Below are 22,792 nucleotides of genomic sequence, written 5' to 3'. Positions count from 1 at the left end.
CTGCTTGAGCAAAAAGCCACCTTTGGGTGGCTTTTTGCGTTTATGGGGGAGTGTTTTCACCTTTGCTGTCATCCTGCGTGTAACGAAGCGGAATCGCAGGATCCTGTTTCTGGTTGTAGTGGCCAAATCAGTCAGTTATCAACTGTAGGTCCGAATTTATTCGGACAAGCGGAGCATGACGAGACAGCTGAGATTTGTGTGCGAATAAATTCGCACCTACAGGCAAATATTGCCTATCCAGCACCCCACACAAATCCGTTCCAACTCGCATGAAGCCACAAAATAAAACTCCTTCATCAATATGAAAAAAACTCATGATCAATGTTAAATCTTTGAGTTTGTTTCAACAGCTATTCGGCATGACAATGGCCACCTCAACTTTAAGGAGGTGCCCCAATGGCATTAGCACACAACCTCGGCTTCCCGCGCATTGGCGGCGACCGTGAATTGAAAAAAGCCGTCGAAGCTTACTGGAAAGGTGATATCAGCCAGGAACAACTGCAACAGACCGGCCGTGAACTGCGGGCAAAACACTGGCAACTCCAGAAAGATGCCGGTATCGAGCTGCTGCCGGTTGGCGACTTTGCCTGGTACGACCAGGTACTGACCCACAGCCTGACCTTCGGCGCGATTCCCGAGCGGTTCCTGAAAGCTGGCGAAAAGCCGACGCTGGACACCCTGTTTGCCATCGCCCGTGGCGTGGTGGGCAGCAGCTGCTGTGGTGGTGCCCATGCGCAGGAAATGACCAAATGGTTCGATACCAACTACCATTATCTGGTACCGGAGCTGACCTCCGATCAGCAGTTCAGCCTGAGCTGGAATGAGCTGTTTGAAGAAGTCGATGAAGCACTGGCGCTGGGTCACAAGGTCAAGCCGGTGATCATCGGTCCGCTGACCTGGCTGTGGCTGGCGAAAGAGAAGGAAGCAGGCTTTAATCGTCTCGACCTGCTGGAGCGCTTGTTGCCGGTGTACGGTGAAATTCTGCGCAAGCTGAATAGCCAGGGCGTGGAGTGGGTGCAGATTGACGAGCCAATTCTGGGGCTTGATCTGCCGCAAGAATGGAAGAACGCCTTCGAACGTGCTTACAACCTGCTGCAAACCGAGCCGGGCAAAAAGCTGATTGCCACCTACTTCTCCGGTCTGGACGATAATCTGGGACTGGCCGCCAACCTGCCGGTAGATGGCTTGCACATTGATCTGGTACGTGCGCCGGAACAATACCCGACGATTCTCGACCGTCTGCCCGCCTATAAAGTGCTGTCACTGGGCGTGGTTAATGGCCGCAACGTCTGGCGTGCCGATCTGGAAAAGATTCTTGAAACCCTGAATCACGCTCACGAGCGTCTGGGTGATCGTCTGTGGGTCGCGCCATCCTGCTCGCTGCTGCACAGCCCGGTGGATCTGGCGCGTGAGGACCAGCTTGATGATGAACTGAAAAGCTGGCTGGCGTTTGCCGTGCAGAAGTGCGAAGAAGTTGCCATTCTCGCCGAAGCCATCAATAACCCCGATAGCGCCAAGGTGCAGGCCGCACTGGAGCAAAGCCGCAAGGTGCAGGCCAGTCGTGCCGCCTCACCGCGCATCCACAAGCCACAGGTGCAGCAGCGCATTGCTGCCATCAGCAGCAAGGACAGCCAGCGCAACTCGCCATTTGCCGAGCGTATCAAGCTGCAACGCGAACGCCTGAATCTGCCGCTGTTCCCGACCACCACCATTGGCTCTTTCCCGCAGACGGCCGATATTCGCGCCGCCCGTCAGGGGCTGCGTCAGGGCAAACTGAGCGAAGCGCAATACAAGGCAGCCATGCAGGAGCAAATCCGTCTGGCGGTCGAAGTGCAGGAAGAGCTGGGTCTGGACGTGCTGGTACACGGCGAAGCCGAGCGCAATGACATGGTCGAGTATTTTGCCGAGCAACTGGACGGCTATCTGTTCACCCGCTTTGGCTGGGTGCAGAGCTATGGTTCGCGTTGCGTAAAACCTGCGGTGATCTACGGCGATATTTCCCGCCCCGAGGCCATGACCGTGGAGTGGATTGCCTACGCCCAGCAGCAGACCGGCAAGATCATGAAGGGCATGCTGACTGGTCCGGTGACCATGCTGATGTGGTCCTTCCCGCGTGAAGACTTGACCCGCAAGCAGCAGGCGCAGCAACTGGCGCTGGCGATTCGTGACGAAGTGGTCGATCTGGAAGCCGCCGGCATCAAGATCATCCAGATTGACGAAGCCGCCTTCCGTGAAGGCCTGCCGCTGCGCCGTGCCGACTGGCAGGAGTATCTGGACTGGGCCACCGAGTCTTTCCGTCTGACCGCCAGCGGTGTGCGTGACGAAACCCAGATTCACACCCACATGTGTTACAGCGAATTTAACGACGTGATCGCCGCCATTGCCGCCATGGATGCCGACGTGATCACCATCGAAACTTCGCGCTCGCAAATGGAACTGCTGGATGCGTTCGAGAGCTTCCACTATCCGAACGACATTGGTCCCGGCGTGTACGACATTCACTCGCCCCGTGTACCGGACAGCGAAGAAATGGCCAACCTGCTGCGCAAGGCGGCCCAGCGCCTGCCGGTGGAGCAACTCTGGGCCAATCCCGACTGCGGCCTGAAAACCCGTGGCTGGCCGGAGACCAAAGCGGCACTGGAACACATGGTTACTGCAGCGAAGCAGCTGCGTGAAGAATACGCCAGGGAGGTGTAAGGGAAAGGCAGGGACGCCGACTATTCATCAGAAAAGGGGTCAGGTACATTTTTCTTAAAGAGAAAATATGGACCTGACCCCTTTTTTGATACGGCAATCTTCATTAGTGCCAATGCGCAGGGGTAGCTGTAGGTTCGAATTTATTCGAACAAAACTCTCAGCACAGCTGGGTATATGAAGACATATGTGCGAATAAATTCGCACATACACGTTTAATGGATGCTGCGACTACGCGCAGCATGACAGAGTTACTTGATGAGAAGCTGCGTATCTACGCCAGCCCCTGATCCTTCATGGCCTGCTGCACGGCAGGGTCGGTCTTCATGCGCTCCATGAAGCGGGCCAGGTTGACTAGTCCGCTCAGATCCACTTCGACAAAGCCGGCCCATAGTCCGGTGACATACAAGTAGGCGTCTGCTACCGAGCGGGTGCCGGTCAGCCAGTCACGGCCTTCGAGTTGCTGGTCGATCTGCTCATAATAGATACGCAGCCGCTGGCGGGCATTGGCTTTCGTCTGTTCGATGACAGCTTCATCAGCCAGATAGGCGGTTGCGCCAAATAGCGGCGTGTAGGCCGGATGCATGTCGGAGTTGATCAGGCCCAGCCACATGTTGGTTGCCGCGCGCTCCTTGAGTGTGCCACCGAGCAGATTGGCTGCAGGGTTGCTGTCGGCAATATAGTGCAGGATGGCATTGTTCTGGGTCAGTACGGTGTCGCGGTCGACCAGAATGGGTACCTTGCCGTTGGGGCTGAGTCGGCGGATGGCGTCCGTGGACATCTGGTCACGCTCGAGCATTTCCAGCCCGAAAGGTAGCTGTGCCCAGAGCAGGCAGATATGGCTGGCCAGTGCGCAGGAACCGGTAAAACTATAGAGTTTCATGATGTTTTCCTCGCTTGTTGTCTGTTGACCCCAGCATTGTCTGCCTCGCTATCCGGATTGTCCATAGCGCCACCGGCGCTCCTTGACAGCAGCCGATGGCAGTGGCTAGATGTTTGCGAATATCATTATTGTTCCACCAGAAGGAAAGACCATGAAATCACGCGCTGCCGTAGCTTTTGCCCCCGGTGAACCTCTGCAAATTGTCGAAGTGGACGTCGAGCCGCCCAGGGCAGGCGAGGTGTTGGTGAAAATTACCCATACTGGTGTTTGCCATACCGATGCCTTTACCCTGTCCGGTGCCGATCCCGAGGGTGTATTTCCGGCCATTCTGGGCCACGAAGGTGCAGGCATTGTGGTTGAGGTGGGCGAGGGTGTGACCAGCGTCAAACCTGGCGATCATGTGATTCCGCTGTATACCGCCGAATGCGGCGAGTGCCTGTTCTGTACATCCGGCAAGACCAACCTTTGTGTGGCGGTACGCGCTACCCAGGGCAAGGGGTTGATGCCGGACGGTACCACCCGTTTTTCTTATAACGGCCAGCCGATTTATCACTACATGGGCTGTTCCACCTTTAGCGAGTACACGGTGGTGGCTGAAGTGTCGCTGGCCAAGATCAACCCGGATGCCAACCCCGAACAGGTGTGCCTGCTGGGCTGTGGTGTGACCACCGGTATTGGCGCGGTGCATAACACGGCCAAGGTGCAAAAAGGTGACAGCGTGGCGGTGTTCGGACTGGGCGGTATTGGCCTGGCGGTGATTCAGGGGGCGCGCCAGGCGGGCGCCGGCCGCATTATTGCGGTAGACCTGAACCCGGACAAGTTCGAGCTGGCACGCCAGTTTGGTGCGACCGACTGCATCAATCCCAAGGACCACGACAAGCCGATCCAGGAAGTGATTGTCGAGATGACCGGCTGGGGTGTGGATCACTCGTTTGAGTGCATCGGCAATGTCGAGGTGATGCGTTCGGCGCTGGAATGTGCCCACCGCGGCTGGGGTCAGTCGGTGATTATCGGTGTGGCTGGGGCCGGCAAGGAAATTTCCACCCGGCCGTTCCAGCTGGTGACCGGGCGTGCCTGGAAGGGTACCGCCTTTGGTGGTGTGAAAGGGCGTAGCCAGTTGCCGGGCATGGTGGAAGATGCCATGCAGGGCAAGATCGAGCTGGAGCCTTTTGTTACCCACACCATGGGGCTGGAGGATATCAACGAGGCGTTCGACCTGATGCATGAGGGCAAGTCGATTCGCTCTGTTGTGCATTTTGAGTGAGATTTTACCTTGCGGTGATGGGGCTGGATGAGGCTGGCGTAAAGCTGCGCTTCCCGTCTCGAAGCAAGCTTCGAAACACTCGCTGAGGCTTTCGCCAACCTCACCCGGCCCCGGATATACCGCGTGTGTTTGGGGGGAGGTTGGCCCGGCTTGGCCGGGCTGCTGTCGCGGTGGCTCTGTCATGCTGCGACTGTGTGCGGCATGGCCGTTATTCATAAAGTCAAAATTCTTGATAAGGAGAAATAATTCATGGAACGTATTGAACGTCATGCCTGTTTTGGTGGCTGGCAGGAAGTCTGGCAGCACAAGTCGGAAAGCCTTGACTGCACGGTCAATTTTGCCGTCTATCTGCCGCCGGCGGCAGCCGAAAAGAAATGCCCGGTGCTGTACTGGCTGTCCGGGCTGACCTGTAACGAGCAGAACTTCATCACCAAGGCCAATGCCCAGCGTTATGCGGCCGAGCACGGAGTGATCATCGTGGCACCGGATACCAGTCCGCGTGGCGATGATGTCGCCAACGACGATGCCTATGATCTGGGGCAGGGTGCCGGCTTTTATGTCAATGCCACGCAGCAGCCCTGGGCGCCACACTACCGCATGTATGACTACATCAGGGACGAGCTGCCGGCACTGATTGAGCAGCACTTTCCGGCGACGGATGCCCGTGCCATCAGCGGGCACTCAATGGGCGGCCATGGCGCGCTGGTGCTGGCGCTGAAAAATCCCGGCCGCTACCGCAGTGTTTCCGCGTTTGCTCCCATTGTTGCGCCGAGTCAGGTGCCCTGGGGTGAAAAGGCGTTTGCTGCCTATCTGGGTGATGACCGCGATACCTGGCTTGAGTACGATGCTGTAGTGCTGATTGCCAAGGCGCAGGAAAAACTGCCACTGTTGGTGGATCAGGGGCTGGCGGACAATTTCCTGGAAGAGCAGCTGCGTACCGGCTTGCTGGAAGACGCCTGTAGCAAGGCGGGTTATCCGGCTACCATCCGTTACCAGGAAGGCTACGACCATAGCTATTACTTCATCGCATCCTTCATCGAGGAGCATATCGCCCATCACGCGGCCGCTTTGCAGGGCTGACTGGCTCCTGGCCGGCGGTCGGCTACAGATACAAACAAAACCGGCGCACTATGCGCCGGTTTTGTTTTGAACGGGAAACCAGGAGCCCGGTTACACCTTGAAGCGTGTCACCAGATCCTGCAGGGCCTGACCCAGGCGGGCCAGGTCGGCCGAGGATGCGGCCATTTCTTCCACAGCGGCGGCCGACTGGTCGGCAATGTTGTTGACGTTGATGACGCTGCGGTTGATCTCTTCGGCGACTGAGCTTTGCTCCTCGGCGGCCGTGGCGATCTGCATGTTCATCGCCTGGATTTCAGATACGGTACGGGTAATCGCTGCCAGCTCGCCACCGGCTTGCTGTGCCAGCTCCAGGGTATTGCCGGCCAGGCTGCTGCTGCTGTCCATCATTTCGACGGCATCTTGTGCGCCCTTTTGCAGGGTGGCAATCAGCTCCTCGATCTGGGCAGTGGACTCCTGGGTGCGGTGGGCAAGGCCACGGACTTCGTCGGCAACCACGGCAAAACCGCGTCCGGCTTCGCCGGCACGGGCGGCCTCAATGGCCGCGTTGAGGGCCAGCAGGTTGGTCTGCTCGGCAATCCCGTTGATCACGGTCAGCACTGTGCTGATGTTGGCGCTGTTCTCGTTCAGGCGGTACATCGCCTGGGCGCTTTCCTGCACTTCACCGGACAGGCGCGAAATCGCATCCAGTGCCGTTTGCAGTACCTTGTTGCCGCTTTGTGCCTGCTGGTCGGCTTTTTGTGCGGCCTGGGCTGCTTCTTCGGAATTTTGTGCCACTTCATGCACGGTGGCGGCCATTTCGTTCATGGCGGTTGCCACCTGCTCGGTTTCGACCCGTTGGGCATTGACACCGGCGCTGGTCTGGCCGGTGACTACCGACAGCTCTTCGGCAGCAGCGGCCAGCTGGGTGGTGACACCGTTGACTTCGCCAAGGGCGTCGCGCAGGTTGCTGCGTGTTGTATCCAGCGCGCGCAGCAGGGTGCCGAACTCGTCACTGCGCTGTTCCACACCATTGCCGGTCATGTCACGGTTGCCGATGCTCTGGGCAATGCGGACTGCGGCTTCAAGTGGCTGGGTAATCTGGCGGGCAATTAGCCAGGCAATCAGGATTGCCAGCAAGATGGCAACAATCGACAGGCTAATGGATACCCGGGTGGACTTGCTGATCTCGCTATTCATGAATTCGCTTTGTACGCTGGTCAGTTCCAGCGTGCGTGTGTACAGATCATTGAATGTCTGGTTCATTGACTGGAGGGCGTTGTCCTGTCGGCTCACCAGGGCAGGGATGTCACGCAGGGCTGCCATGTATTGGGCGGTGCTGGTGATGACTTCATCCAGCAACTGGCTGGCCTGGGGTGTCAGGAACAGGCTGGCCTGTAGCTGTTGTGCAATCTCCTGCAGGTCGCTGTAGGCTGTTTCCAGTACCTGCATCGCCTCCGGGGTTTCTGTCATCAGGTAGCCCCTGGCCTGATAAGCCAGATTTTTGCGTGCGGTCAGCAAGCGGCTGCTGAGTCGTCCGGCCGTGGCTGCGGCCATGTTGTCATGCAGTACCGGGCGCTGGGCCGGACCATTGATTAGCGGATTCAGTCGACTGATCAGGTCGTCCGATCTGTAGCCCAGCTCAACGGCATTTTTCACGTTATCCGCTTTGGTGCGCTGCGCGTCAGCATACGACTGGAATGCCTGATAGTAGGTTTGTGCCATTGTCGGCACTTCGCCCACCTTGATTCGGCTCTGCTCCAGGGTCAGGCGGCCGGTCACCTCCCGTACATAACCGGTGATATCGTTGACCAGGGTTGCGGTGCTTTCCAGATGACGGATGTCCGGGTCGATCTGATAGGCGTTACTGAGCTGCTGCAGGCGGATGGTGCCATCCTCGATTTCATACAGCAAATCCAGGTTTTTGCCGCGTTCGGAAATATGGTTGAGGCCCATCAGGTTGCTGATTGACATGGTTGCCAGCAGTAATACGACGGCACCAAAGCCTATTGCCAGCTTGGTCATTACTTTCAGGTTTTTCATCAGTTTATTACTCGGTTGAATCGATTGGGTGTAAACGGGAGTTTCCAGGCGATCGTGCCGGAAAAGGAACGCTACAGGTTTTCTAAGCAAAAAACATGCCTGCAAGTCGGTAAGCGATTTTCCGGCGCGATTTGTCATTAGGGTGCATAAGTGTATAACCGTTGCTTCCGGGCTATCGGCTAAAATCATGCAAACTTGATCAGGCGCTGAAAATGCATGGCTTTGACGGTAAATACAGCGTCAAGTGGCTGTTTTCTGACGTGTTCAGCGTGCTGTGGAATATTGTGCCGGTTAGTTGACTTGTTGGTCACGCTGTTGTCAGGGGCAGTTGCGTGCCTTGCGATAACCGGCTTGACGCGCTTGCTGTTCGGACCGGAACGGTACCACATTGCGCGGGTTGACATCGGCATAGTTGGGGCAGTGCGGCAGGTGATAGATCCTGCTGTTGCGGTTGCCCTTGACCCGGGCTGTGGTTGCCGTTGCCGCTGGCGCTTTGTGCCGGCTTGCCGGTGGCAGGCGCAGGCCTTCAGCGCTGTTCCTGTGTCCGGGCTGCCACTGGCGCGTGCCGCTGACGAAGGGGTTGTCCTGGCCGGTAACTGACTTGATCCTGCGGTTGCGCTCCAGCTCCCAGGTGCCGGGCGGGTATGCCTTGTGCCATTGCATGAACAGCTGTTGCTGCTGCTGTGACATTTTCAGGTTGTAGCGGTCGTGCATGTAGAAATTGATCCGGGCGACCATGCCGCGCACTTCACGGCGCGGCTCGAAAACCCTTTTTTTGAAGTCGGTGCGGCTGGTGCAGCGCCCATACATCGCCTCTGCCTGCGGTGCCGTGCCAAAGCGATAATTGGAGCGGTCGGCATTGACCTCGCCAATCACCGGTGCAAGGTTGTGCATGTCGGCTTCCATCAGATTGAACAGCGGGTCGCTGTCACGGCAGTGATTGCGCCCACCTTGTTGCCAGCATTGACGTTGCTGACCTAGCCAGCTGGCCGGTACCACGTGTTCCCACTCGATGCGGGCTGCCCGCTGGGGCAGAGCACGGACCTGATAGCCGCAGCTGGCCAGATCGACACGACCGCCGCTGGCGCCGGTCCAGCGCCAGTTGCAACCGCAGTACAGGGTGCCCTGGGCACCGTTTTGGTGCTGGTCGAAATAGACCCTGTCGCGCAGCAGCTGTTTGGCGTCCTCGAAGTTGGCCGGCTGGCCATGGGCGGCAGCCGTAGTGCCGAGAAACAGCAGGCCGGCAAGCCAGAAACGCAGGATACGGGATGACACAGGCAGGACTCCGGAACGGGCGGCTGCCTACTATAGCCAAGGCTGCCGATTGCTGCTGACAGGACTGTAAATCATGCTGGCTTAATGTATCCTGTCGCCCTGTTTTTTCGAGTTTTGGAGTGCTTCATGTTGATGTCGAAAACGCCTTTGGCGGTAGCTGTCATGTTGTGTGCCGCTGGCGGGCTCGGCGTATCGCCGGCGGCATGGTCGGCGCAGGGCTCTGCCGAATTGCCGGCCATGGTGGTTTCGGCCACCGGTTACAAGCAGGAAACCCTGCGTGCACCGGCATCCATTACCGTGGTGGATCAGGAGCAGATTCAGCGCAAGCCGGTAGCGGATCTGGCTGAAGTGTTGCGCGACATCCCCGGTGTGGCGATTGTGGACTCTGGTGTGGCCGGTATGAAACGTATCTCTCTGCGCGGTGAAAGCTCGCGCCGGGTGCTGGTCAAGGTCAATGGCCAGCCGATTCCCGACCACTCCAGTTACGGCTCGCCGCTGCTGCTGGACGTCAACATGATCGAACGCATCGAGGTGGTGCGCGGCTCCGCTTCGGTGGTGCATGGCAGCAACGCCATTGGTGGTGTGGTCAACATCACCACCCGTCGTACAGCAGCCGGTGATACCGAAGCCTTTGTTGGTGCCGGTTACTATTCCGCTACCCGTGGTCATCGCCTAAATGGTGGCATTCTTGGTGCTACCGACCGCTTTGACTGGCGTTTGCAGGCCAGCAAAGCGGACTTTGGTGACCGCCGCATTCCGCGCGGAACGGCCAAGGGAACTGATGACCCCAACAAGTACAGCCGTCTGAAGCCTAGCGGCTCGGAGCAGAAGTCGTTGTCTGCCGAACTTGGCTGGACGCTGGATGAGCGTCAGCGTATTGCCTGGCAGGGAGATTACTTCAAGCAGGAGGCAGAAGCCTGGCTGCCAGCGCAGGAAAACATGGAGATGGGGCTGGACTTCCCCAAGCGGGATTCGTTGCGTAATGCACTGACCTATACCTTTGAGGATGACAGTGCGCTGTTTCATAGCATTGATGGGCGGATCTTTCACCAGACCGGTAAGCGGGTGATGGATAACACAATCAATATTGATATGGCCCCCATCATGACGCGAAACACCTTTACCCGCTCCCATGACAAGCTGACCACCCATGGCTTGCAGTTTACGGCAGCTAGCCGCCTGTTTGCTGATAACAATACGGTATTCGGCTTTGAGTATCAGAAAGACAAACTGGATGTAGACAAGTTGGCAACCAGAATTGCACGTGTGCCAGCCGCTATGCCGCCGGTGACAACACTGACTCCATCCAGCCAGTTGTCTGAGCAGGCCTTTTGGTCGGCATTTGTCCAGCAACAGATCAAGCTGACTGACAGTCTGGAGGCCAACCTGGGTGCCCGCTACTACGATATTGAATCTCGCCTGAAAAAGAGTACCGATCGAGGTAAAACCAAGAAAACCGACGATCAACTGGTGGGCTCAGCATCACTGGTGTGGCAATACAATGAATTATCATCACTTCGGGCCAATATTGCCCAAGGCTATACCTACCCGAGTTTGACCCAGCAGTTTTCGGCGACTCCGGGCAATGGTGCGATGAACTACGGCAACCCCGACCTGAAAGCTGAAAAAGCCACTACCTATGAGGTCGGCTGGCGTATGGAAGGTGAACAGCTGACAGCTGACCTGGCCCTGTACCACAGCAAGGCGAAAAACTTCATCGATAAAGTACGAATTAGCAGCACTGCTGATGATTACTTAACAGCTTGTGCAACCACGGATATTTGTTTTCAGTGGTTCAATGCCAACAAAGCCAGCACTACCGGGGTGGAGCTGATGCTGGCTTATCAGCTGGAAAGCTGGCGTCCTTACGTCAATATGGGGGCCCAAAAGCGTCGTCTTGAATATGGTACCGGTCTGAAAACCTGGGACAGCGGCTTGCCCAAGTTCCAGGGGCGTGCCGGTGTTGAGTGGTATGCCACACAGGAGTTGGAGCTGGACTTCTATGTGCGTGGTGGCGGCAAGTCACGTCGTGATGATTACGACTCCAAGGGTGACCCGGATCGTCAGCGTACCAGCTCCTATGCCGAGCTGAATGTGGGTGCCTACTACCAGCCGGCCTGGCTGCCAAACCTGAGCGTTGCAGTGCTGGCACAGAACCTCGCCAACCGCCGCTACCGCAATCCGGACGAGCTGCAGGCTGCAGGCCGTGCGCTGGATGTGGAGCTGCGCTGGAGCTTCTAAACCGGCAAAGCAACATGACGCAGCCGCAGAACCCGGATTGTACCGGGTCTTGCGGCTGTGTCACGCGTGAGGCCTGTAGGTTCGAATTTATTCGAACAAACGGTAAATGAGCAATTGTGCGAACAAACCGCAAATAAAGCGCTGTGCGAATAAATTCGCACCTACGCCGGTGAAGCCCTCGGTTACAGCGGTATAGCGCAGCCGCAGAGCCCGGATAGTAACAGGTCTTGCCGCTGCGTCACGCGTGAGGCCTGTAGGTTCGAATTTATTCGAACAAACGGTAAATGAGCAATTGTGCGAACAAACCGCAAATAAAGCGCTGTGCGAATAAATTCGCACCTACGCCGGTTGAAGCCCTCGGTTACAGCGGTATAGCGCAGCCGCAGAACCCGGATTGTACCGGGTCTTGTCGCTGCATCACGCGTGAGACCTGTAGGTTCGAATTTATTCGAACAAACGGTAAATGAGCAATTGTGCGAACAAACCGCAAATAAAGCGCTGTGCGAATAAATTCGCACCTACGCCGGTTGAAGCCCTCGGTTACAGCGGTATAGCGCAGCCGCAGAACCCGGATTGTACCGGGTCTTGTCGCTGCATCACGCGTGAGACCTGTAGGTTCGAATTTATTCGAACAAACGGTAAATGAGCAATTGTGCAAACAAACGGCAAATAGAGCGCTGTGCGAATAAATTCGCACCTACGCCGGTGAAGCCCTCGGTTACAGCGGTATAGCGCAGCCGCAGAACCCGGATTGTACCGGGTCTTGTCGCTGCATCACGCGTGAGACCTGTAGGTTCGGATTTATTCGAACAAACGGTAAATGAGCAATTGTGCAAACAAACGGCAAATAGAGCGCTGTGCGAATAAATTCGCACCTACGCCGGTGAAGCCCTCGGTTACAGCGGTATAGCGCAGCCGCAGAACCCGGATTGTACCGGGTCTTGTCGCTGCATCACGCGTGAGACCTGTAGGGTCGAATTTATTCGAACAAACGGTAAATGAGCAATTGTGCAAACAAACGGCAAATAGAGCGCTGTGCGAATAAATTCGCACCTACGTGGTTTTTTTACGTGGCGGCAGTTCCTCGTGCTTGGGCAACTCGGCGGTTTCGACACACCAGGAGGCACGCGAACCCCAGTAGATATTGCCTTGTGGGCGAATGCCGGGATCTTCATCCAGGGTGCCTGCCGGCACCACCACATTGCTGCCGCCCTTGACCGTGAAAGGCAGGGACGAGCCGCAGTTCTTGCAAAATGCCGTAGTCAGGTACCTGGAATCGGGCAGGTCATAGGTGCCGACCTGCTCACTGCCTTGCAGCCAGCGAAACTGTTCCGGCGATACAAAAATATTTGCCGAGTGCTGGCTGCCGGTGAACTTCTGGCACCTTGAACAGTGGCAATACTGGAACATCTTGAAGGGTGGATCGATCGCGTACTTCACGCTTCCACACAAACAGCTGCCTTTCATGGTTGTTGACCTCTTGTCTTGGTTGTTTTCACGGGATCGGCCTGCCGTTCAGTAGCAGCCTGGCGGCAGGTCTTTGCGGTGTGGCAAGTCGGGCTCAGCCCCGCTGATAGGTGCCGGCCACGGTACGGAACGTCAGGGCCAGGCGGTTCCAGCCGTTGATGGCGATGATGGCAGTCACCAGGTTGACAGTTTCCTCTTCTGAGAAATGCTCGCGCACCCGCTGGTACAGCTCGTCCGGTACAGGGCCGTTGGCGATCAGGGTGACGGCTTCGGTCAGTTCAAGGGCGGCGCGTTCACGTTCAGTATAAAACGGGGTTTCGTGCCAGGCGCTCAGGCCATACAGGCGCTGTTCGGTTTCGCCGGCGGCACGGGCGTCCTTGGTGTGCATGTCGATGCAGTAGGCACAACCGTTGATCTGTGAGGCACGGGTTTTCACCAGCTCAAGCAGGGAGTGTTCCAGGCCGCACTGGCGCACATGGTTTTCCATGCCCAGCATGGCCCTGAATGCGCCGCTGGAAATCTTCTGGTAATCGAGTCGCTGCTCCATCGTAAGCTCCGTAAACATGCAAGTGAGCCCCTGATGGTAAACCTGCTGGCGCTCTGCGCAAGTAGCGGAAAGGGGAAGGGGGTTCGGAGCTTTTTTTGGTGGTTTTTTATCCGACCAAAGTCATATGCCCCGGAAAGCCCGTTTGACCAGTCGGTCACTGACTTGCAGGCAAATCAAACACTTAAGTCAAAAGAAATATAATCGTTAACTTTTAGTTAATGAATTCGGGGTTCGGTTAATTGATGTGACCGGGTGCGCACGGTAGTTTCAAACCGAACGTTAACCCAGGTGAAGTTACATGACGACTACAACAAACACTCCGCGCAACTGGACACGCAGACGTGAAGAGAAGCAGCGCAGGCTGGCCGCAGCCCGGCGTTTTTCGGACGGCGTGGTTCTGGAAACCGAAAACATCACCCAGGCTCTTGAGGTGCTGATTGCTCCCGGTGACAAGGTGGTGCTGGAAGGCAACAACCAGAAACAGGCCGACTTCCTGTCACGCTCGCTGGCCAGGGTGGACCCCGGCAAGCTGCATGATCTGCACATGATCATGCCTAGCGTGAGCCGGCCCGAGCACCTTGACCTGTTCGAGCAGGGCATTGCCCGCAGGCTGGACTTCTCATTTGCTGGCCCGCAAAGCCTGCGGATCGGGCAGCTGATGGAAGACGGCCTGCTGGAAATCGGTGCAATTCATACCTACATCGAACTCTACTCGCGTCTGCTCATCGACCTGACGCCAAACGTCACGCTGGTGGCCGGTTATGCCGCCGACCGTGCTGGCAACATCTATACCGGGCCCAGCACGGAAGACACCCCGGCACTGGTCGAGCCTACCGCGTTCAGTGACGGCATCGTTATCGTTCAGGTTAACGAAGTGGTGGATGATCCGGAGGCACTGCCACGGGTCGACATTCCGGCGTCCTGGGTTGATTTTGTTGTGGTGGCGGACAAACCATTCTACATCGAGCCGCTGTTTACCCGTGACCCGAGGCATATCACTTCTGTGCATGTGCTGATGGCGATGATGGCGATCAAGGGCGTGTATGCCCGGCATAATGTGCAGTCCCTCAACCACGGGATCGGCTTCAACACAGCGGCGATCGAGCTGATTTTGCCGACCTATGGCGAGCAACTCGGGCTCAAGGGCAAAATCTGCCAGCACTGGGCCCTGAACCCGCACCCCACCATGATTCCGGCGATCGAGTCCGGCTGGGTGAAAAGCATCCATTGCTTTGGTGCCGAAATGGGCATGGAAGAGTATGTGGCCGCACGGCCGGATGTCTTCTTTACCGGCCGCGACGGCTCCCTGCGCTCCAACCGCATGATGTGCCAGCTGGCTGGCCAGTACGCCGTTGACCTTTTCATTGGTGCCACCTTGCAGGTTGACGGACAGGGACATTCCTCTACCGTGACACGTGGCCGGCTGGCCGGTTTTGGCGGCGCACCGAACATGGGGCATGACCCGCGTGGCCGCCGTCACCCCAGCGATGCCTGGCTGGACTTGCTGCAGCAGCAGGCCACGCCGGAGCAGACTCTGCTGGAGCGTGGCAAGAAACTGGTGGTACAGATGGTGGAAACCTTCCAGGAAGGCGGCAAGCCGACCTTTGTCGATCAGCTTGATGCCGTCGATGTGGCGAAGAAGACCGGCATGCCGCTGGCGCCCGTGATGATCTATGGCGATGACGTGACCCACCTGCTGACCGAAGAGGGCATCGCCTATCTGTATAAGGCGCAGTCCTTGCAGCAGCGTGAACAGATGATTGCGGCGGTGGCCGGGGTCACCAGTGTCGGCTTGAAACACAATCCGGCTGATACCGCGCAAATGCGCCAGCAGGGGCTGATTGCTTTGCCGGAGGATCTCGGAATCCGCCGTACCGATGCCTCCCGCAGCCTGTTGTCTGCCAAGAGCGTGGCCGATCTGGTCACCTGGTCCGGTGGCCTGTACAACCCGCCCGCACGTTTCAGGAGCTGGTAATGAGAGCCTTGGCATTGAATTATGTGTCGCCGCTGACACACGCCGGGCTGGCCGACCTGGCAGTGTTGGCGCTGCTTGAAGAGGTCCGCCTGACGCCCAAACCCGGGCTGGTTGACCTGCGCGGCAGCGGGGTACACCGGGACCTGACGCTCCGGCTGATGGAGCATTCGGCAGAAAGCCTGCGGACCACATTTGACCTGCTTGCGCAGGAGGCTGCCCGCCATCAATGGGTCAACCAGTTTTTGCGTGAAGAGCTGGCCCGGCTTGGACGGCTTGGCGAGCACGTCATGTTGCAGGAAACCGGTGGGGTCAATACACACCGGGGGGCGATCTGGGCGCTGGGCTTGCTGATTGGCGGGCTCTGTGTGCGTCAGGCTCCGGCAACAGTGCCGGACCTGCTCAACAACGCTGGCGCGCTGGCGCGAATGGATGACCGCTTTCATGTTGCCGGCCAATCCAGCAATGGCGCGCAGGCTCGCATCCGTTATGGCGTGGGTGGCGCGCGTGAGCAGGCTGCACGCAACTTTCCCCAGATCATGGATGGTCTTGAGCAGCTTTACCGCAGCCGCAAGGCCGGCATGTCCGAGCAGGCCGCGCGCGTTGACGCCTTGCTAGCCATTGCCGCACGGCTGGATGACACCTGTGTTGTGCACCGTTCGGGCCTTGAGGGCCTGGAGTGGATGCAGCAGCAGGCACAAAAAGTTCTGACTGTCGGAGGCTATGGCACCCGGGCCGGCCAGACCTGTTATGACACGCTGGAAGCAGGCATGCAGCAACGCAATGCCTCACCGGGCGGGGCCGCAGACTTGCTGGGTGCCTGCCTGTTTATTGACAGCCTGATCACCAGAGGAGTGATTGCATGGAAATCCTAGAATTTGAATTCAAGGCCGGTGCGCCTGCCACCCAGCGTTGCCTGGTTGGCTGTGTCGGCTCGGGCGATCTTGAAGTGTTGATGGAGCCCAACGTGGACGGCGTACTCAGCGTCCAGGTGACCACTTCGGTGGATGGCAGCGAGGCTCGCTGGCAGAACCTGTTTGAGCGGATGTTTGCCGAAAGCCTGTACCCGGCGATGAAGCTGGAAATCAACGATTTTGGTGCGACTCCCGGCGTGGTCCGTTTGCGTATCGAACAGGGTCTGGAGGAGATGGGGCATGCCTGATTTCAATGCACTGCTGAACGCGGAAAGTTTTATTGAGCTGGGTGCCCGGGCACGTGTGCGCTCGCTGCTGGACGAGGGCAGCATGCACGAGCTGCTGGGGCCTTTTGACCGGGTCAAGTCACCCTGGCTGCAGCAGCAGGGGCTGGTCACCCAGGCCGATGATGGCGTGGTGATCGCCAAGGGCACCATTGATGGCCAGCCGGTGGTTGTGGCCGCCATTGAGGGCGAATTTCAGGGCGGCAGCATGGGTGAAGTGTCGGGCGCGAAGATTGCCGCAGCCCTTGAGCTGGCAGCGGAAGACAACCGCAACGGTATTCCCCGTGCAGCCATCCTGCTGCTGGAAACCGGCGGAGTACGCCTGCAGGAGGCCAACCTTGGGCTGGCGGCTATTGCCGATATCCACGCAGCGATTGTCGATCTCAGGGCCATGCGGCCAGTCATCGGTGTTATCGCCGGTACGGTCGGCTGCTTTGGCGGCATGTCGATTGCCGCCGGCCTGTGTTCGCGCCTGATCGTGACCCGGGATGCCCGCATCGGCCTCAACGGTCCGCAGGTCATTGAACAGGAGGCCGGTCTGGACGAGTACGACTCCCGGGACCGTCCGTTCATCTGGAGTTTCACCGGTGGCGAGCAGCGTTATGCCAGCCATCTGGCGGATGCCTTCTGTGAGGATTCGGTCGAAGCCATTCGTGAGCAGGTCCGGCTGGGACTGGCAGACAACAGCGCCACGCCACGCAGTGAATGCCACGAGTTTTTCCTGGGGCAGCTGGCCCGGGTTGGTCAGGAGCAGGTCACACCCGAACAGGTACGCGAGCTATACAGCACATTGCCGGAGGAATTGTCATGAGTACGAATAACCGCACCCAGACCTGGATGGATGCCCTGGGTACCGCCGTTAGTGCAGGGCCGGAGTTGCCCGGCTCGGTGCTGCTGGCGCAGGGTGAGCTGCCGGGGCATGCCGGTGTGTACTTTGTTGGCGTACGCCCGGATGCCGGTAACCCGTTTCCACGGGCCAGGCAGGGCGAGGTCGGGCTGCTCGAGGGCTGGGGCCTGTCGAAAGCCGTGCACTGGATTATCAGCCAGGATGAAAACGCGACTGTAAAAACCCCGATTGTGGCGGTGGTGGATGTGCCCAGCCAGGCCTATGGCCGGCGCGAGGAAGCGCTGGGCATTCACCTGGCGCTGGCGGCAGCGGCAGCGGCCTATGCGCAGGCCCGGCTGAAAGGCCATCCGGTGATTGCCCTGCTGGTTGGCAAGGCCATGTCCGGCGGTTTTTTGGCCCATGGCTATCAGGCCAACCAGATTGTTGCCCTGCTTGATGACGGCGTCATGGTTCATGCCATGGGCAAGGAGTCTGCCGCGCGTGTCACCTTGCGTACCGTGGAGCAGCTTGAGGCATTGAGTGCCCGTATTCCGCCGATGGCCTATGACATCGTCAACTACGCATCGCTTGGCCTGCTGACCGGCGGCTCTTTGCAGGTCGGTTCGGCAGAACAGCCGGACGCTGACGATCTACACAGCGTCAGGACACACCTGGCCGGCTGCATCGGGCAGGCGCGCAAGGACGGCTGCGGCATCGACAACCGGCTGGGCGCTGCCAACCGGCAGGCCAGCGCGCATGTGCGCACGCTGATGCGTGAGCAGTGGCTGGCAGGCTAGAGGACGTTGAGCATGTCGCGCATACCGGTCTACAACGCTGCCGACCTGCAGCCGCATGATCTGCTCTGGGGCATGTCGCCGGAGCAGCTGACGGCGGCTGCTCCGGGCTGGGCCAGGGAACGTCTGGCCCTGGGTGATCCGGTGGTGGTGCGGCGTGATGCCAACCAGCCGGAACAGGTTGCGGTGGGTGTGCGCGGGCTGCAGCGCGGGCAGCGTTTTGCCGGCTGGATGCCGGCCAGCCAAGTGGCAAGGCGGGTGCAACCGGAACAGATCCGGCAACTGAAGGGGGCCGGCACTGCGGTGCAGGCAACACTGGACGGCATCGGGCAGGTTTTCTTCGGCATGGCCTGGGGAATCACCGGCAGCCATGCGTTTGAGGCGCTGACCGGGGTGAAGGTGACCCGTGCGGCCAGTGACCTCGATATTCTGCTGCGGCTGCCGGAACTCGTCAGCCCGGAGCAGGCCGCCGGCTGGCTTCAACAGTTGGCCGGACTGCCGGTGCGTGTCGATATCCAGGTCGAGTCAGGGCTGGGCGGCTTTTCCCTGCGGGACTGGGCGGGCAGCAGGAGCAGGGTGCTGCTCAAGACCGGAACCGGAGCGCTGCTGACCGATAACCCATGGCAAACAGGAGGTGTGGCATGAGTGTTCTGTTTTCGTTCCCCGGACAGGGGGCACAGCAAACGGGCATGTTGCAGGCGCTTCAGCAGCATCCGTTGACCCGGCTGGTGCTGGAAGAGGCCGGCGATGCCTTGCACGAAGATGTCCTGCAACTGGACTCGGAGCACGCCTTGGCAGATACCCGCGCCGTGCAGCTATGCCTGCTGATCGCTGGCGTGGCCAGCGCCCGGCGCCTGCTGGAAGGGCTGCCCCGGCTTTCGGCCTATACCGCCGGCCTGTCCATCGGCGCCTATGCAGCAGCGGTGACCAGCGGTGCGCTGGCCTTTGCCGATGCGCTGCAGCTGGTGTCCCTGCGTGGCCGCCTGATGCAGGAAGCCTATCCGTCCGGGTACACCATGGCGGCAGTCCAGGGCCTGACCATCGCGGAGGTGGAAGCGCTGCTGGCACCCTATCGCCAGCAGGGCCTGCCCTTGTATCTGGCCAATATCAATGCGGATAACCAGCATGCCTTGGCCGGCACGACAGGGTTGCTGGAGGAGGTCGAAAAAAAGGTGCGTGAAACGGGTAACGGACGTGTCACACGGATCCGTATCAGCGTCCCCTCTCACTGTGAGTTATTGAACGAACAAGCCGGACAACTGATGGAGGCTTTTGAAAATGTTGTCCTGCAACAGCCGGTCATGCGTTATCTGAGTGGCAGCAGCGCACGTTTGCTGACCACTGTCGAGCGCATCAGGGATGACCTGGCATTCAACATGTGTCGCATTGTCAACTGGCAAGGCGTCATGGAAAGCGCATTCGAGCGCGGCGTCAGGCTGCATGTGCAGCTTGCGCCCGGCTCGGTACTGACAAATCTTGGGAGGCGAGCCATACCGGAAGCAATCAATATCTCATACCAGGAAAACAGCCTTGAAACACTACAGAAACTAGTTTTAACCCAACAATAACAACGTATTGCAAAGCTAACTGAGGATTACAAAAATGATAATATATGGCGTAGCTTTATTGTCCCTGTGTACCCTGACAGGCATCTTTATCGGGGAAGTGCTTGGAGCCCTGTTCGGCATCCCGGCCAACGTCGGTGGTGTGGGCATTGCCATGCTGCTGCTGATTTTTGGTGGCAGCTACCTGTCCAGCAAAAGCGCACTAAACCCCAAGACAGAACAGGGAATCGAGTTCTGGAATGCGATCTACATCCCGATCGTGGTTGCAATGGCGGCCCAGCAGAACGTCTACGGTGCCTTGAGCGGTGGCATCTCGGCCATTCTCGCCGGCGTTCTTGCAGTAACGCTGAGCTTTATCATGGTGCCTGTACTGACCCGTCTGGGGCAGGACAAGCAGGCTCCTGACGCAGCCCAGTCACTGACTCATTAAGGAGCCCGGCCATGATTATGGAATCACTTCTCAAAGTACTCAACAGTTATGGAATGATCAGCGGCTTTGCCGTGATCGGCGTGACCATGTGGGCGTCTTACTGGATATCCGGCAAGTTCACCAAGGGTCGCCTGCACGGCTCTGCCATTGCCATTCTGATCGGGCTGGTCCTGTCCTATATCGGTGGTGTTTTCACCGGCGGCCAGAAAGGCATTGTCGACATTCCGATGTTTTCCGGCATAGGCATCCTTGGCGGCGCCATGTTGCGGGACTTTGCCATTATTGCCACCGGGTATGGCGTCAAGGTTGAAGAGCTGAAAAGGGCGGGAGTGAGCGGAGTTTTGTCACTTATTCTCGGCGTCTTCATATCCTTTATCGCAGGGGCCGGAGTGGCGCTGGCGTTTGGTTATACCGATGCTGTCAGTGTCACCACCATTGGTGCGGGAGCGGTTACCTACATTGTCGGCCCTGTTACCGGAGCGGCGATTGGCGCAAGCTCGGAAGTGATGGCCCTGTCCATTACGGCCGGACTGGTCAAGGCCATTCTGGTCATGGTGGTGACGCCTTTTGTGGCCCCGCTGATCGGCCTGAACAACCCGCGCAGCGCGGTGATCTTTGGCGGCCTGATGGGAACCAGCAGCGGTGTGGCCGGTGGTCTGGCGGCAACCGATCCCAAACTTGTACCTTATGGCTGCCTGACGGCTGCATTCTACACGGCACTGGGCTGCCTGCTTGGCCCGTCACTGCTGTACCTGGTGACCAACGCGATTTTATAACGGGCACTCGACCTTTTGGCCAGCCGTCACGGCTGGCTTTTTTTTGCGTACATCCGGCACTCGGCCAGCATGCTCAACAGGTTGGGGTCATGTTCCTTGGTCTTGAGAAACACCAGCCCGATGTTTTGTTCGCTGACCGCCGGAATGCTCAGGCGGATGAGGCGGATCTGGTTCTGATAGACCGATGCAATACGCCCGGGCAGCAGGGCACAACCCATGCCGGAACTGACCATACTGAGCAGGGTGAAAATATCATTGACCTGCATGCTGATATTCGGCTTGAAGCCGGCAGCCTCGAAAATCCGCATGCCATCCTGGTAGGTGGCAAAGCCTTCGGTCAGGGTAATGAAACTGTCTTGTTTCAGCTTGCGCAGATCGATCGTCTCATGCTGTGCATAGGGGGAATCGTTGGCAACCGCCAGATAAATTTCGTCCGTGAATATGTTGTATATCTCAAGGTCCGACCTGTGCGGGATGTAATCCGTACTGATCAGAATGGCATCCAGCTCCATGCTGCGGAGCTGGAACAGCAGGTCACTGTTGGAGCCGAGGTTCAGGTCGATGTTCAGGTTGCTCCTTCTGAGCTTGAGCCCCATGATCAGTGCCGGAACAATGCGCACCGTCAGCGAGTAGATGGAACCCAGCTTGAAGCGCTCGGAGGAGAAGCCGGCCGCATCACGGGCCAGGCGTACTGCCTGATGCATGTTTTTCTGGATGTCCCGGCACTTGTCTGCAAACACGGTGGCACTGTGCAGCGGCAACAGCAGGCGGCCTTCTTTCTTGAAGAGGGGACAGCTCAGCGCGTTTTCCAGCGAGCGCAATGCCTTGGAACGCTGACCGTGCTGATGCCCAATGCTTCGGCAGCCCCGGTCAGGGTCTTGTGTTCCATGAAGGCCAGGAAAATCTCGATTTTGCGGAAGGTGATTTCCGGATCAATGTACATGCTGTTTCCTTGGAGCGCGTGCCGAGGTTTGCCCAGATGCTGCAGGAAGCGGGCACGGCGGCGTAACCGGGCCGCCTCCGGCCGTGACAGAAGCCAGCTGACGAACGGTTGGATGCCTATCCTTCAAATACCGCTTCCACGCTGTCGGCAAACAAAATGCGCTCGGTCCACAGCTCCAGCTCGGTTTCGCTGGCGTTGTCCAGCCGGGCCAGGACATCAGCATTCAGATCACGGAATTTGAGTTGCAACTGCTTGCGCAGGGTGGCAGCGCGGCCTTTATCAATGCCTCGTTCGATACCCTGCTCAATTCCTCGCTCGATCCCTTGTTCAATCCCTTTGGCAAAGGATTCACGCTTATAAATCGCCATGTAACCCATGGTTTCGTCCTCCTGTTCGATCAGGTCGATGTGTTCATTATAGTAGTCCAGCTCCTGCTTGGGTATGGCGGATCAGCTTGTCGACATGGCGGCGTGAGTCGCTGCTGTCGCTGGTCAGCTTCTGTAACTCCTTGTCCATGAAGACCGGCTCGTGGTGCCAGTCCAGCTGGCTGGCCACGTACGGGAACAGCAGCTCCATACAGGGCTGGAAAAACACCTCGATGGCGGATTTCCACGGGCTGTCGTGGTCGCTGGTATCATCGGGATTTACGGGTGGTGACAGATCATTCATGCAAACTCCTTTTGCAGTATCAGGCAAGTCCTTTGCCTGAAGTATAGTCAGCTATTGCGCAGCCGTCGTTGCTGTGGAAAACAGGAGCAGATCCCGTTGCGACAACCATGCACCGACTCCCGCAACTGTGTGCGGGGCCGGCATTTTGC

General features: G+C 58.2%; 20 protein-coding genes and 1 pseudogene. 13 read left to right on the top strand and 8 right to left on the bottom strand.

Annotated features, from left to right (window positions below; genetic code table 11):
- The first annotated feature begins 396 nt into the window (after positions 1-396).
- Entirely contained in the window at positions 397-2,697 is a 2,301-nt protein-coding gene (gene metE, locus AR306_RS09930) for a 5-methyltetrahydropteroyltriglutamate--homocysteine S-methyltransferase (protein ID WP_101497422.1), read from the top strand.
- A 271-nt stretch (positions 2,698-2,968) separates the two neighbouring features.
- Here metE and AR306_RS09925 read toward each other — a convergent pair whose 3' ends face one another.
- The gene (locus AR306_RS09925; protein WP_101497421.1) at positions 2,969-3,577 is read right to left on the bottom strand and encodes a glutathione S-transferase family protein; all 609 of its coding nucleotides are present in this window, start codon (positions 3,575-3,577) and stop codon (positions 2,969-2,971) included.
- 151 nt (positions 3,578-3,728) lie between these two features.
- Between AR306_RS09925 and AR306_RS09920 the strand changes: the two genes are divergently transcribed.
- Together AR306_RS09920 and fghA are read left to right on the top strand one after the other, a co-directional pair.
- Positions 3,729-4,841 carry an S-(hydroxymethyl)glutathione dehydrogenase/class III alcohol dehydrogenase gene (locus AR306_RS09920; protein ID WP_101497420.1) on the top strand — a complete coding sequence of 371 codons (1,113 nt, stop codon included), beginning with the start codon at positions 3,729-3,731 and terminating at the stop codon, positions 4,839-4,841.
- A 249-nt stretch (positions 4,842-5,090) separates the two neighbouring features.
- Complete coding sequence (fghA, locus tag AR306_RS09915; RefSeq protein ID WP_101497419.1) at positions 5,091-5,921, top strand: S-formylglutathione hydrolase; 831 nt, start codon at positions 5,091-5,093, stop codon at positions 5,919-5,921.
- Positions 5,922-6,011: 90 nt separating this feature from the next.
- Here fghA and AR306_RS09910 read toward each other — a convergent pair whose 3' ends face one another.
- Positions 6,012-7,940: a methyl-accepting chemotaxis protein gene (locus tag AR306_RS09910; protein WP_166627824.1), complete on the bottom strand. Its 1,929-nt coding sequence runs from the start codon at positions 7,938-7,940 to the stop codon at positions 6,012-6,014.
- Between the two features lie 318 nt (positions 7,941-8,258).
- Positions 8,259-9,215, bottom strand: coding sequence for an endonuclease (locus AR306_RS09905; RefSeq protein WP_101497417.1), 957 nt, complete (start codon positions 9,213-9,215; stop codon positions 8,259-8,261).
- A 126-nt stretch (positions 9,216-9,341) separates the two neighbouring features.
- Here AR306_RS09905 and AR306_RS09900 point away from each other — a divergent pair, with 126 nt between their 5' ends.
- The gene (locus AR306_RS09900; protein WP_166627825.1) at positions 9,342-11,456 is read left to right on the top strand and encodes a TonB-dependent receptor plug domain-containing protein; all 2,115 of its coding nucleotides are present in this window, start codon (positions 9,342-9,344) and stop codon (positions 11,454-11,456) included.
- Positions 11,457-12,509: 1,053 nt separating this feature from the next.
- Here the strand turns inward: AR306_RS09900 and AR306_RS09895 are convergent.
- Positions 12,510-12,923, bottom strand: coding sequence for a GFA family protein (locus AR306_RS09895; RefSeq protein ID WP_101497415.1), 414 nt, complete (start codon positions 12,921-12,923; stop codon positions 12,510-12,512).
- A 94-nt stretch (positions 12,924-13,017) separates the two neighbouring features.
- Positions 13,018-13,470, bottom strand: a complete 453-nt coding sequence (locus AR306_RS09890) for a carboxymuconolactone decarboxylase family protein (RefSeq protein WP_101497414.1) — start codon at positions 13,468-13,470, stop codon at positions 13,018-13,020.
- A gap of 298 nt (positions 13,471-13,768) precedes the next feature.
- Between AR306_RS09890 and mdcA the strand changes: the two genes are divergently transcribed.
- Genes mdcA through madM form a run of 9 tightly spaced genes read left to right on the top strand, consistent with a single transcriptional unit; the run spans position 13,769 to position 21,031 of the window.
- Positions 13,769-15,445 (top strand): malonate decarboxylase subunit alpha, encoded by a 1,677-nt coding sequence (gene mdcA / locus AR306_RS09885; protein ID WP_101497413.1) that lies wholly within the window; start codon positions 13,769-13,771, stop codon positions 15,443-15,445.
- The gene (locus AR306_RS09880; RefSeq protein WP_101497412.1) at positions 15,445-16,317 is read left to right on the top strand and encodes a triphosphoribosyl-dephospho-CoA synthase; all 873 of its coding nucleotides are present in this window, start codon (positions 15,445-15,447) and stop codon (positions 16,315-16,317) included. Before mdcA ends, AR306_RS09880 begins: the two co-directional genes overlap by 1 nt.
- The gene (locus AR306_RS09875) at positions 16,305-16,604 is read left to right on the top strand and encodes a malonate decarboxylase subunit delta (RefSeq protein WP_101497411.1); all 300 of its coding nucleotides are present in this window, start codon (positions 16,305-16,307) and stop codon (positions 16,602-16,604) included. Before AR306_RS09880 ends, AR306_RS09875 begins: the two co-directional genes overlap by 13 nt.
- Entirely contained in the window at positions 16,597-17,451 is an 855-nt protein-coding gene (locus AR306_RS09870; protein ID WP_101497410.1) for a biotin-independent malonate decarboxylase subunit beta, read from the top strand. The genes AR306_RS09875 and AR306_RS09870 overlap by 8 nt, the downstream gene beginning before the upstream one ends.
- Positions 17,448-18,263: a biotin-independent malonate decarboxylase subunit gamma gene (gene mdcE / locus AR306_RS09865; RefSeq protein WP_101497409.1), complete on the top strand. Its 816-nt coding sequence runs from the start codon at positions 17,448-17,450 to the stop codon at positions 18,261-18,263. Before AR306_RS09870 ends, mdcE begins: the two co-directional genes overlap by 4 nt.
- 12 nt (positions 18,264-18,275) lie before the next feature.
- Positions 18,276-18,905 carry a malonate decarboxylase holo-ACP synthase gene (locus AR306_RS09860; protein WP_101497408.1) on the top strand — a complete coding sequence of 210 codons (630 nt, stop codon included), beginning with the start codon at positions 18,276-18,278 and terminating at the stop codon, positions 18,903-18,905.
- Positions 18,902-19,828: a malonate decarboxylase subunit epsilon gene (gene mdcH / locus AR306_RS09855; protein WP_101497407.1), complete on the top strand. Its 927-nt coding sequence runs from the start codon at positions 18,902-18,904 to the stop codon at positions 19,826-19,828. Before AR306_RS09860 ends, mdcH begins: the two co-directional genes overlap by 4 nt.
- A gap of 34 nt (positions 19,829-19,862) precedes the next feature.
- A complete protein-coding gene (madL, locus tag AR306_RS09850; RefSeq protein WP_101497406.1) occupies positions 19,863-20,255 on the top strand; it encodes a malonate transporter subunit MadL in 393 nt (130 codons plus the stop codon).
- A gap of 14 nt (positions 20,256-20,269) precedes the next feature.
- Positions 20,270-21,031: a malonate transporter subunit MadM gene (gene madM, locus AR306_RS09845; RefSeq protein WP_101497991.1), complete on the top strand. Its 762-nt coding sequence runs from the start codon at positions 20,270-20,272 to the stop codon at positions 21,029-21,031.
- A gap of 26 nt (positions 21,032-21,057) precedes the next feature.
- Here madM and AR306_RS09840 read toward each other — a convergent pair.
- From AR306_RS09840 to AR306_RS09830, 3 genes and pseudogenes are all read right to left on the bottom strand, one after another.
- Positions 21,058-21,974, bottom strand: a pseudogene (locus AR306_RS09840) (LysR family transcriptional regulator).
- A 116-nt stretch (positions 21,975-22,090) separates the two neighbouring features.
- A complete protein-coding gene (locus AR306_RS09835) occupies positions 22,091-22,351 on the bottom strand; it encodes an RpnC/YadD family protein (RefSeq protein WP_101497405.1) in 261 nt (86 codons plus the stop codon).
- Between the two features lie 37 nt (positions 22,352-22,388).
- Entirely contained in the window at positions 22,389-22,643 is a 255-nt protein-coding gene (locus tag AR306_RS09830; RefSeq protein WP_101497404.1) for a hypothetical protein, read from the bottom strand.
- Between the last annotated feature and the right edge of the window lie 149 nt (positions 22,644-22,792).

The sequence above is a fragment of the Thiopseudomonas denitrificans genome (assembly GCF_002866065.1).
In the GTDB taxonomy this organism is placed as follows: Bacteria; Pseudomonadota; Gammaproteobacteria; order Pseudomonadales; family Pseudomonadaceae; genus Thiopseudomonas; species Thiopseudomonas denitrificans.
Note: the sequence above shows the minus strand (reverse complement) of the source record. Positions and strands in the feature narration are given on the sequence as shown.

Coding starts and splice junctions, on each gene's coding strand:
- metE (WP_101497422.1), top strand. CDS start 397: ATGGCATTAGCACACAACCTCGGCTTCCCGCGCATTGGCGGCGACCGT.
- AR306_RS09925 (WP_101497421.1), bottom strand. CDS start 3,577: ATGAAACTCTATAGTTTTACCGGTTCCTGCGCACTGGCCAGCCATATC.
- AR306_RS09920 (WP_101497420.1), top strand. CDS start 3,729: ATGAAATCACGCGCTGCCGTAGCTTTTGCCCCCGGTGAACCTCTGCAA.
- fghA (WP_101497419.1), top strand. CDS start 5,091: ATGGAACGTATTGAACGTCATGCCTGTTTTGGTGGCTGGCAGGAAGTC.
- AR306_RS09910 (WP_166627824.1), bottom strand. CDS start 7,940: ATGAAAAACCTGAAAGTAATGACCAAGCTGGCAATAGGCTTTGGTGCC.
- AR306_RS09900 (WP_166627825.1), top strand. CDS start 9,342: ATGTTGATGTCGAAAACGCCTTTGGCGGTAGCTGTCATGTTGTGTGCC.
- AR306_RS09895 (WP_101497415.1), bottom strand. CDS start 12,923: ATGAAAGGCAGCTGTTTGTGTGGAAGCGTGAAGTACGCGATCGATCCA.
- AR306_RS09890 (WP_101497414.1), bottom strand. CDS start 13,470: ATGGAGCAGCGACTCGATTACCAGAAGATTTCCAGCGGCGCATTCAGG.
- mdcA (WP_101497413.1), top strand. CDS start 13,769: ATGACGACTACAACAAACACTCCGCGCAACTGGACACGCAGACGTGAA.
- AR306_RS09880 (WP_101497412.1), top strand. CDS start 15,445: ATGAGAGCCTTGGCATTGAATTATGTGTCGCCGCTGACACACGCCGGG.
- AR306_RS09875 (WP_101497411.1), top strand. CDS start 16,305: ATGGAAATCCTAGAATTTGAATTCAAGGCCGGTGCGCCTGCCACCCAG.
- AR306_RS09870 (WP_101497410.1), top strand. CDS start 16,597: ATGCCTGATTTCAATGCACTGCTGAACGCGGAAAGTTTTATTGAGCTG.
- mdcE (WP_101497409.1), top strand. CDS start 17,448: ATGAGTACGAATAACCGCACCCAGACCTGGATGGATGCCCTGGGTACC.
- AR306_RS09860 (WP_101497408.1), top strand. CDS start 18,276: ATGTCGCGCATACCGGTCTACAACGCTGCCGACCTGCAGCCGCATGAT.
- mdcH (WP_101497407.1), top strand. CDS start 18,902: ATGAGTGTTCTGTTTTCGTTCCCCGGACAGGGGGCACAGCAAACGGGC.
- madL (WP_101497406.1), top strand. CDS start 19,863: ATGATAATATATGGCGTAGCTTTATTGTCCCTGTGTACCCTGACAGGC.
- AR306_RS09835 (WP_101497405.1), bottom strand. CDS start 22,351: ATGGGTTACATGGCGATTTATAAGCGTGAATCCTTTGCCAAAGGGATT.
- AR306_RS09830 (WP_101497404.1), bottom strand. CDS start 22,643: ATGAATGATCTGTCACCACCCGTAAATCCCGATGATACCAGCGACCAC.